Origin of the sequence: Kribbella sp., from assembly GCF_035655035.1 — a bacterium.
Classification (GTDB): Bacteria; Actinomycetota; Actinomycetes; order Propionibacteriales; family Kribbellaceae; genus Kribbella.
In genome coordinates, this window is record NZ_DASRVN010000316.1 from 1 (window position 1) to 10382 (window position 10382).

The 10382-nt window shown below is 69.4% G+C and carries 8 protein-coding genes; 2 read left to right on the forward strand and 6 right to left on the reverse strand.

Annotation, left to right across the window (positions count from 1 at the left end):
• From VFF46_RS18115 to VFF46_RS18125, 3 genes are all read right to left on the reverse strand, one after another.
• Nucleotides 1-576, reverse strand: a 576-nt coding sequence (locus VFF46_RS18115) for a hypothetical protein (RefSeq protein ID WP_325038316.1), incomplete at its 3' end; no start/stop codon positions are given.
• A gap of 1 nt (nucleotide 577) precedes the next feature.
• Nucleotides 578-1597 carry an FAD-binding oxidoreductase gene (locus VFF46_RS18120; RefSeq protein WP_325038317.1) on the reverse strand — a complete coding sequence of 340 codons (1020 nt, stop codon included), beginning with the start codon at nucleotides 1595-1597 and terminating at the stop codon, nucleotides 578-580.
• 9 nt (nucleotides 1598-1606) lie between these two features.
• Complete coding sequence (locus VFF46_RS18125; RefSeq protein ID WP_325038318.1) at nucleotides 1607-3238, reverse strand: hypothetical protein; 1632 nt, start codon at nucleotides 3236-3238, stop codon at nucleotides 1607-1609.
• 148 nt (nucleotides 3239-3386) lie between these two features.
• On the opposite strand from VFF46_RS18125, the gene VFF46_RS18130 reads away from it, so the two are divergent.
• Complete coding sequence (locus VFF46_RS18130) at nucleotides 3387-5072, forward strand: sigma-54-dependent Fis family transcriptional regulator (protein ID WP_325038319.1); 1686 nt, start codon at nucleotides 3387-3389, stop codon at nucleotides 5070-5072.
• 45 nt (nucleotides 5073-5117) lie between these two features.
• Nucleotides 5118-5600 carry a MarR family winged helix-turn-helix transcriptional regulator gene (locus VFF46_RS18135; protein ID WP_325038320.1) on the forward strand — a complete coding sequence of 161 codons (483 nt, stop codon included), beginning with the start codon at nucleotides 5118-5120 and terminating at the stop codon, nucleotides 5598-5600.
• A gap of 2 nt (nucleotides 5601-5602) precedes the next feature.
• Here VFF46_RS18135 and VFF46_RS18140 read toward each other — a convergent pair whose 3' ends face one another.
• The 3 genes from VFF46_RS18140 to VFF46_RS18150 all read right to left on the reverse strand — a co-directional run.
• A complete protein-coding gene (locus VFF46_RS18140) occupies nucleotides 5603-6622 on the reverse strand; it encodes an L-idonate 5-dehydrogenase (protein WP_325038321.1) in 1020 nt (339 codons plus the stop codon).
• Nucleotides 6623-6639: 17 nt separating this feature from the next.
• The gene (locus tag VFF46_RS18145; RefSeq protein ID WP_325038322.1) at nucleotides 6640-7074 is read right to left on the reverse strand and encodes an SRPBCC family protein; all 435 of its coding nucleotides are present in this window, start codon (nucleotides 7072-7074) and stop codon (nucleotides 6640-6642) included.
• A 71-nt stretch (nucleotides 7075-7145) separates the two neighbouring features.
• Nucleotides 7146-10382: error-prone DNA polymerase (locus VFF46_RS18150; RefSeq protein WP_325038323.1), on the reverse strand; the 3237-nt coding region annotated here is incomplete at its 5' end.

A 10382-nucleotide genomic window follows, 5' to 3' on the forward strand; every position in this document is an offset into this window, starting at 1 on the left:
CAGATCCAGGTTGAACAGCGCGAGGTCCTGGGCGAACCGCATCTTGTGTGCCGCGTTCACGGCGACCGCGGTGTTGATCATGTTCGTCGGGCCGGAGCGCTGGATGCTGGTGAAGACGTGCAGCGCGAGCCCGTTCTCGGCGTGCATCCAGGCGCCGAGGTTGCGCTCGACGAACTTCAGCCAGGCCGGGTTCCAGGCGTCGTACGCCCTGGCCCGCTTGGCGTTCTGCAGGCCGAGGTCGACCTGGCGGACGACCGCGGAGTTGTTCCGGTAGATCGTCTGGTTCCACTCCTCGTTCGGGTCGAGGAACGCGTGCCAGTTGGACGACTTCGCCGCCGTCCACTCCTTCGGGTAGCCGCCGGGGCCGTTGCCGAAGCCGTAGATCCAGCCCTGGCTCAGGTGCCGGTCGGGGTCCGGCTGGACGTCGACCGTGACGTCCTCGTACATCGTCGCGCGCAGCTTGGCCGGCTTGTAGTAGTTGTAGCTGCGGCTGGTCGAGCTCGGGAACTCCAGCGCCCCGGCCTCGGAGTCGGTGAACTCGATCCTCGGGAAACTGCGTTGCTTGGTCTGCGTCATCTCAGGCTCCATCGGTCACTGGGCTGGTGAACTTGTCGTAGAAGATCTGGTCCTTCGGTACGTCGTGGTCGTCGAGCAGGGCGAGCGCCGCGTCCACCATCGGCGGCGGTCCGCACAGGTACGTCTCGCACTTGCTCAGCTGGGGTTCCCGCCGTTCGACCACCTCGGTGACGTTGCCGACCTCGTACGCCCCGTCGGGTGACTCCGACAGGCAGGGCACGAACTCGAAGTCGGTGAGGGCGGCCCCGAGGTCGCGGATCGCGTCCAGGTAGAAGAGGTCCGCCGACGTCCGGGCGCCGTAGTAGAACCGGACCGGCCGGGTGCTGCCGGTCTCGCTGAGGTGCCGCAGGATGGACAGGATCGGCGCCATCCCGGCCCCGCCGGCGACGCAGATCACCGGCAGCACGTGCCCGTCCTTCAGGGTGGACGAGCCGTACGGCCCGGTCATCGACAGCTCGGCGCCGACCGCGAGGCCGTCGTCGAGCAGACCGGAGAACCGGCCGCCGGGGTACTTCTTGATCAGGAACTCGATCTCACCCGAGGGCGTCGTCGCCATCGAGAACGAGCGGTGCTCGTCGGTACCCGGGATCGTGAGGTCGACGTACTGCCCGGGCTTGAAGTCGAACTCCTCGGCCGGTTGCAGCCGCAGCGACACGACGTCCCGGGTGACCGGCTCGACCGCGGTGACCGTCGTACTCACGGTCCTGATCGGGATGCCGCCGAGCAGCTCGTCCTCGTCGAAGTTGAGCAGCTCGATCGTGCAGTCGCTGAACGCGTGTGCCCGGCACAGCAGCACGTAGCCCTCGGCGACCTCGGCATCGTTGCACGCGAAGGTGGAGTAGCGCTCCATCTGCAGGTCACCTTCCAGCACGTACGACTTGCAGGCGGAGCACTGCCCCTCCTTGCAGCCGTGCATCAGGTGGATCCCCTGCCGGAACGCCGCGTCCAGGATCTTGTCGTCCTCGCCGACCTCCATCTCGATGCCGACCGGTTCGAACTGGATACGGTGTTTGTCGGCCATGGTGGGTCCTCAGGCGACCTTCGTGCCGTTGGCGCGGTACTCGGCGATGTGCGCCTGACGCTCCGCGTCGGTCATCTCGTTGAGGAGCACGTTCGGGCTGTTGAAGGTGTTGCCGCGGACGTCGTCCAGCGTCCACATCTTCTTCGGGTCCAGGTCGAGGTGCGGCTGCCCGATCAGCGTCTTCCCGTCGTCGCGGACGTACCCGAGGTCGGAGACGATGTCGGCCAGGTCCTTGCCGTGGTGCAGGGTCTCCCACTCGCGGAAGCCGGTCAGGCGGCCCATGTTCGGCGTCGGGCGACCGTCGTACTCGCTCCGGAACGCGACCGCGTCGGTCCAGTAGCAGGTCTCCGAGCAGTACGTCCGCCACTGGTCGTCGACCTTCTCGGTGACCATGTCCTCGTGGATCAGGCACGGCACCATGCAGGTCCAGCAGCGGTGCGGGTACTGGTAGCCGACGTCCTCGAACGCGATCGGCTTGTTCCGGCCCGGGTAGGCGAGCCGGTTGTAGTTCTCCCACCACTTGCCGTACTTCGAGTACCAGCCCGGGTACTTGTCCTCGAACCACTCGAAGTCCTTGTCGGTCATCGCGTCGATCCGCCAGTAGTTCACCGGCCATCCGGTCGCGAAGAACCGCGCCACCTCGTGCACGTAGCCCTTGTTGGTGATCCGGTTCCACGCTTCCTCGACCAGATCGTGCGGAATCGTGAGCCCGTACTTCTCCAGCGGCAGCAGGTAGCTGCGGTAGTAGTCGTCGTAGATCCAGCGGCGCCACATCTCCGCATAGCTCTCCCGGTCCTTGCGGCGGTCCTTGGTGCCGTACTCGATGAACGTGCCGATCGCCGCGTCCACGACACAGTGGTTGTTCCACCACGCGTAGCGCAGGTCGCGCTCCAGCAGCGGCCGGTTGCGCTCGTCGGCCAGCGCCATCAGCAGGATCGAGTACCCGTTGCTGATGTGCCGGGACTCGTCGGACTGCACCGAGTGGAACACCGTCGGCAACAGGTAGTCGCCGTTCGCGGCCGCCTCGTCGGGCATCGCGACGAACAGCGTGTTGGTGAACGCTGTCTCCGCGACCACGGTCAGGTAGATGTTCGCGGCGGTGATCGCGTCGCCGGTGATGAACCCCTCGCCGAACTGCCGGCCGATGGTGCCCGCGTAGTTGTTCGCGAACGCCTTCTCGGTCATGTCGAACCCGGCCGGATCGATGTAGTTGTTCATGTACAGCTTCTTGAGGTTCATCTGGATCGTCGAGTGCCGGACCTCGTCGATCATCTGCACCGCGAGCCCGTTGTGGATCTCCGGGTTCGGTACGGCGTCGATCGCCATCGGCATCGCCCGCGCCGCCGAGATCTCCGGGAACGGGATGATGCTCAGGAACAGCTTCTGCCACTCCAGCCAGCGCTGCTGGACCTGGCGGAACATGTTGCCGCGGATCGCGCCGTCCATGGCGCCGTACACGCGGTTGTCCTTCTCCTCCTCCATCGGGAAGTACGACCGCATGATCTGCTTCAGCGGGTCCTTCTTCGGCGCCTTCTCGAACGTGTAGTCCGTTCCGAACCGGGTCGCCGGGGTCGCGAACGTCGGCTCCCACGAGAGCTCGGTGATCTTCGCATGGGCCTTGGTGAGACTCTGCCTGCTCATCTGTCTGCCTCCAGGGTCGGGCTGATTGCAGAGATGAAAGCCGGACAGGCACGGCGCCGCTGTCTCAATGTGAGATACCGGTCACACCATTGCCGGACTACGTTGGGCGGTGTTCGCTGGGGTGATCCGTCGATCGAGGAGGTGCGCGATGTCGCTACGCGAGTCGATCCAGCTGTCCTGGCAACGCTCGGAGGCGTCCCTTGTGGACGTCGACCAGCCGTCGCCGGCGTACATCACCGGCCTCGACGTCGACACCACGCTCACCCGCGCGGCCCGCCCGGTCATCGACGCGCTGGCCTCGGAGCTCACCAACGAGCCGGTCTGCATCATCCTCACCGACGCCAAGGGCATCGTGCTGGACCGCCGCGGCGGCGACCCGGCGCTGATCCGGCGGCTGGACGCGGTCGACCTGTCCCCCGGGTTCACGTACTCCGAGTCCGAGGTCGGCACCAACGGGATCGGTACGGCGCTCGAGGTCGGCGGCCCGATCCTGGTGCTCGGACCTGAGCACTACACCGGTGTACTACGCAACTTCGCCTGCGCGGGCGCTCCGATCACGCACCCGGTCACCGGTGGTCAGCTAGGCGTCCTGGACATCACCACCCAGGCGCGGAACTCGAACGCGGTGCTGCTGTCGTTCGCGAAACTCGCCGCGCGGCGGATCCAGGAGCGGATCGTCGAGGAGGCCAACGCGCTCGACCAGGCCTTGCTGAGCGACTACTACGCGGCCTGCCGGCACAGCGGCGGCTCGGTGATCGCGCTCGGCGAGGAGGTGTTCATGATCAACGCGCACGCCCAGGCGCATTTCGACTCGGTCGACCAGGCCGCGCTGATCGACCGGACCCGGGACGCCCGCGGCGGCACCCGTCCGTGCACCTTCATCGCCGACCTGCCCAGCGGGTTCACCGCGCGGCTCGCGTACCACCCGACGTTCCTCGGCAACCGGCTGGCCGGCGGCATCGTCCAGGTGCGCGAGCACCGCTCCGGACTGCGCAGCGCCGGGAGCCCGGCCCGGGTGCCGACCCTGCCCGGCGTGATCGGTACCAGCGCGCTGTGGCGGCACACCACGCAGGAGGTCCTCGAGTCCGCCGGCCGTTCGGAGTGGATCGTCGCCGAGGGCGAGGCCGGGACCGGCAAGCTGACCCTGCTGCGGGCAGTCCACAACTACTCCCGACCGGGCAACCGGCTGGTGATCGTCGACGCCGACGATCCAGAGCTCGTCAACGCCGCGACGTCCGAACTCGAAGCCGGTTCGGACCTCGTACTGCGGCATGCGCACCTGCTGTCCACCGACGACATCCACGCGCTGGTGGACGTCCTGCAGACCGTCCGCGACAGCCTGTCCGACGAGCCGTGGATCGCGTTGACCGTGGTCACGGGTCAGTCCGGTGCGCAGGACGAGCTCGACACCCAGCTGCTGCGGTTCTTCCCGCGTACGGTGGCCGTGCCTCCGTTGCGGCACCACCTGGACGACGTACAGGCGCTCGTACCGCACCTGCTCGCGCGGACCGGTGTCGCCGGAGTGACGCTGTCGCAGGCCGCGATCAGCCAGCTGATGCGGCTGCCGTGGCCCGGCAACGTGACGCATCTGCGGTCGGTCCTCGGCGACATCGCGCGGCGACGCCGGTCGGGAGTCGTCGAGCTCGACGGCCTGCCCGCCGAGTGCCGGGCGACGACCCGCCGGCATCTCACCCGGCTCGAGGCGCTCGAACGGGACGCGATCGTCGACGCGCTCGCCGCGCACCACGGCGACAAGGCCGCGGCCGCCCTGGCACTCGGGATGTCGCGGGCCACCATCTACCGGAAGATCCGCGACTACGCGATCGTCACCTGAGCCGGCTTGGTTGTAGCTACAACTACTTGCTGGCAGACTGTTCGGATGAGCACACGGTGGCTGGACGACGCGGAGATGACCGCGTGGCTGCGGCTGGTCGGCGTGGCCGAGCTGCTGCCCGGGGTCCTCGACTCACAGCTGCGCCTGGACGCCGGGCTGACGCACTACGAGTACCAGGTGCTCGCGATGCTCTCCGAGGCGCCGAAGCGGACGCTCCGGATGACCGCGCTCGCGCAACGCACGAACGCCACCCTCCCCCGGCTCTCACATGTCGTGAAGCGCCTCGAAGACCGCGGGCTGATCGAACGCTTCCCGTGCCCGGACGACGCCCGCGCCACCAACGCGCGTCTTACACCGGCCGGCTGGCAGAAGATCAAGGCCACCGCCCCCGGCCATGTCGCGACGGTCCGGCAGCACGTCATCGACGCGCTCACCCCCGAGCAGGTCACCCAACTCGCCGACATAGCCGGCGCGATCCTCGAATCACTCGACCCGGACGGCAACCTCAGCGCGGTCTACCGCCGCTGACGTCACGGTGGCGGCTCGGCGTTGACTTCGAGCAGTACCTTCGACGCGACCGTCCGATCGCTCGCCAACTCGAACGCCGCCACCGCCTCCGCGAGCGGGAACGTGTGCGTGACGATCGGGTCGACGTACAGCCCACCGGCCAACCACTCGATCGCAGTGTCGAACTCGTGGTCGAACCGGAACGCCCCGGTCAACGTGAGCTCCCGCGTCATCAGCAACGCCCCCGGAAACCCCGTGTCCCCGGGCGGCAACGACCCCACCTGCACGACGGTCCCACCGCGCCGTACCCGCTCCACAGAAGTACGCAACCCACCCGCCGTACCGGATGCTTCGATCGCGATGTCGATCTCGTCCGGCCAGTCGGTCGCCCGGGCGTCGATGGTCGCCGTCGCGCCGACCTGTTTCGCCAGGGCCAGCGGAGTCTCGTGCAGGTCGGTCGCGATCACCTCGCGCGCCCCGGCCCGACGCAACGCGGCCACCACCAGCAGGCCGATCGGACCCGCACCGGTGACGAGTACCCGCTTGCCCGCCACCGCGCCGTCGCCGGCTCGCCGTACGGCGTGGATCGCGACCGACAGCGGCTCCGCCAGCACGGCCCGCCGGAGCTCGAGCCCGGCCGGCAGCACCCGCACCTGATCGGCGGGGAGGATCAGCTCGCGGACGAATCCGCCCTGGATGTGCGGCACCCGCGCCGCGCTCCCCAGATAGTTGCTGAAGGCACAGATGTTCCGCCGGTCCTGCAAGCACTCCGGGCACTCACCGCAGGGCGTCGCCGGATGGATCCCCACCGGCGTACCGGCCGGAAGCTCCCCCGCACTCACCCACCCGGCCACCTCGTGCCCGAGCACCAACGGCTCCTGGACCCGGAAGTTCCCGACCCCGCCGTCGCGGTAGTAGTGCAGGTCGGTCCCGCAGATCCCGCCGTACGCGATCCGCACCGCAACCTGCCCAGCCCCCGGCTCGACCGCGGCCTGCTCCTCGACCCGCAGATCTCCCGCACCATGCACCACACACGCGTCCACGCACCCACCACCCGGCATCATCGCGACTCAAGGACGTGCCTCAGCCTAGCCAAGTCCTTGGTGTTAGCGCGCCGCATGGACGCCGCCATCAGCGGTACGGCGACCGCGGCGAATCCGCTCGGCTCGCCGCGGTTCCGCAACGTCATACGGGTCGCGGTCTCGCTGACGGCCGACCACTCGTAGGTCGTCTCCATGGGGAACGGGCCTTGCGCGGTCCGCATCACCAGCCGTCGTCCGGGGACCAGCTCGACGATCTCGTACGTGTAGGCGAGCCGCCGGCCGAGGAAGTGCGCGACGAAGTCCATCCGCGAGCCGGTACCGATCGGCGGTTCGGTCTGCCACTTCACCGACTCGATGTTCGAGTACCACTCCGGCGCGTTGGACGGATCCGCGGCGTACTCCGCCACCACCGCGACCGGCCGCCCGATCACGATCTCCGTCACCACATCCACCGCCACTCCTCGACTCTACGACCACCCGACCGCCTCGCGGCGCTTGACCTGTTTCGGCAGCGGCGGTGGGGTCAGCGGAAGTCGCGGGACTTGGTGCGGGCGGCCAGGGGGAGGCGTTGGAGGTGTTCGGCGGAGAGGTTGGTTACTTCGCCGGCGCGTTCTACCCGGCCGCGGATGATCAGGGCGGCGGCGTTGCGGGCCACGGCGGCGTGGTGGTGCCAGCAGCCGACGGTGATGACGATGTTCGCCATGCCGGTCTCGTCCTCGAGGTTCATGAACGTGACGCCGGAGGCGGTCGCCGGGCGCTGGCGGTGCGTGACCACGCCGGCGACCCGGACGCGGGCGCCGTTCGGGGCCTGGCGGAGCTCGGCGGCGGACAGGATGCCGTCGGCGCGGAGCTGTTCGCGGACGCGTTCCATCGGGTGGCTGGTGGTGGTGATCGAGGTCGACCACAGGTCGGCCATGTCGGCCTCGACGTCGCTCATCCCGGGCAGCGTCGGCGGTGGACCGGCCGCGCTGACCCCGGCCAGTCGGCCCGGGCGTTCCTCAGCCGCGCGGCCCGCCTCCCAGAGCGCCTGCCGCCGGTCCAGGCCGAAGCAGTCGAACGCCCCGGCGGTCGCCAGCGCCTCGACCTGCGCCGCGGTGATCCCGGTCCGCCGGACCAGGTCGGCCATCGTCGCGAACGGCCCGCCGCGGTCCCGCTCCTCGACGATCAGCTTCGCGCCCTTCTCCCCCACCGTGCGCACCTCGGCCAGCCCGAGCCGGACCGCGAACGCCCCGTCGCGCCGGTGCTCGGTGGTGTCGAACGGCGCCCCCGGGTCGAACTCACCCACCGGCGGCTGCGGATCCAGCAAACACCCCGCCGCCCCCGTCGGCTCCGCAACCTTCCGCCCACCGGTCCCCTGCCCAGCAGCCCCCGCCGGCCCCGTGCTCCTCCCCCCACCAGTTCTCCGCCCAGCATCCTCCCGCTCGGCGGTCCCCGGTTCGTCGGCGTCCGGCGCACCATTCGTGGTGGTGGGCTGGGCTTCGGTCAGTAGCTCGAGGCCGGCGTCGACGCCTGAGAGTTGGAGGTGGGGGCGGCGTACTTCGACGCCGTGCCGGCGGGCGTCCGCGACCAGGGACTGGGGCGAGTAGAAACCCATCGGCTGTGCCCGGAGCAGGGCAGCCAGGAATGCCGCCGGGTAGTGCAACCGCAGCCAGGTGCTGGAGTAGACGAGCAGCGCGAAGCTGATCGAGTGCGACTCGGCGAACCCGAAGTTCGCGAACGCCTCGATCTTGGCGTAGATCTCATCGGCCAGCTCGCCGGTGATCCCGTTGCCCGCCATCCCGGCGTACAGCTTGTTCTTCAGCGACGAGATCCGCTCGATGCCGCGCTTCGAGCCCATCGCGCGGCGCAGCAGGTCGGCCTCGTCGCCGTCGATCTCGCCGACCGCCATCGCCATCTGCATCAGCTGCTCCTGGAACAGCGGCACGCCCAGGGTCCGCTTCAGCACCGGCTCCAGTTTCGGGTGCAGGTAGGTGACCGGCTCCTCCCCGGTCCGGCGGCGGATGTACGGATGCACGGCGCCGCCCTGGATCGGCCCCGGCCGGATCAGCGCGATCTCGGTGACCAGGTCGTAGAACTTCCGCGGTTTCAGCCGGGGCAGGGTCGCCATCTGTGCCCGGGACTCGACCTGGAAGACCCCGACCGAGTCCGCCCGGCAGAGCTGGTCGTAGACGCCGGCCTCCTCGCGCGGCAGCGTGTGCAGCTCCCAGTCCTCGCCGAGCTGCTCGCGGACCAGGTCCAGGCAGTACTGCAGCGCGGCCAGCATGCCGAGCCCGAGCAGGTCGAACTTCACCAGCCCCATCCACGCGCAGTCGTCCTTGTCCCACTGCAGGACCGTGCGGTTGTCCATCCGGGCGTGCTCGATCGGCACCACCTCGCCGACCGGCCGCTCGGTGAGCACCATCCCGCCGGAGTGGATCCCCAGGTGCCGCGGGAACTTCAGCAGCTCGCTCGCCATCGCCACCACCTGCGGCGGGATGTCGTGCTCGGTCGAGGTGACCTCCGGGCTCCAGCCGTCGACCTGTTTGGACCAGGCGTCCTGCTGGCCGGTGGAGTACCCGAAGGCCTTCGCCATGTCCCGGACGGCGGACTTCGGGCGGTAGGAGATCACGTTCGCCACCTGGGCGGCGTTGCGCCGACCGTACTTCTTGTAGACGTGCTGGATCACCTCTTCACGGCGGCCGGAGTCGAAGTCGACGTCGATGTCCGGCTCCTCGGCGCGCGTCGTGGCCAGGAACCGCTCGAACGGCAGGTCGTAGAGGATGCTGTCCACCGCGGTGATCCCGAGCGCGTAGCAGACCGCGGAGTTCGCCGCCGATCCCCTGCCCTGGCAGAGGATTCCCTGGTCGCGGGCGAACCGGACGATGTCCTCGACGATCAGGAAGTACCCCGGGAACTCCTTCTCCTCGATGACGGCCAGCTCCCGCTCGAGCCGCTCGTACGCGTCCGGCCGCCGCGCGCGGGTCCCGTACCGCCGGGCGGCGCCCTCGAACGTCAGCACCCGCAGCCACGACATCGGCGTCTCCCCCTCCGGTACGTCGCGCAGCGGCAGGTTCGGCTTCGCCCGCGCCAGGTCGAACGCGAGCTGGTCCGCGAGCGTCACCGACCGCGCCACCGCCCCGTCGTACCGCCGGAACCGCCTGGTCAGCTCCGCGCCGGACCGCACGAACGCCATCCCGTTCGACGGCAGCCAGCCGTCCATCGCGTCCAGGTCGCGCCGGGCCCGGACGGCGGCCAGCGCCGAGGCCAGCCGGTACTCCTCCGGGGTCGCGTAGTGAACGTTGTTCGTGGCAACGACCGGGAGACCGCGGCCGGCGGCCAGCGCGGCCAGGATCCGGTTCCGCGTGGTGTCGGCGGGCTGGTGGTGGTCGATCAGCTCGACGACCACCCGGTCCTTGCCGAACAACGCGGTCAGCCGGTCCAGCTCACGCCCGGCCGCGGCCGGACCGTCGGCCCGGCCGCCGCGCTCGAGCGCCTGCCGGACCAGCCCCTTGCGGCAGCCGGTCAGGATCACCCAATGCTTCTTGCCGACAGCGGCCAACTCCTCCAGCTGGTAGACCGGCTTCCCCTTCTCACCACCGGCGAGTTGCGCCTCCGTGATCGCACCGGCCAGCTGGTGGTACCCCTCCTGGCCCTCGGCCAGCACCAGCAGGTGGCTTCCCTCCGGATCGGCCACCCCGTTCTGCGGGCCGGTCAGCCCCAGCGACAGCTCCGCCCCGAACACGGTGGGCAACGAGTACGCCGCGGCGGCCTCGGCGAACCG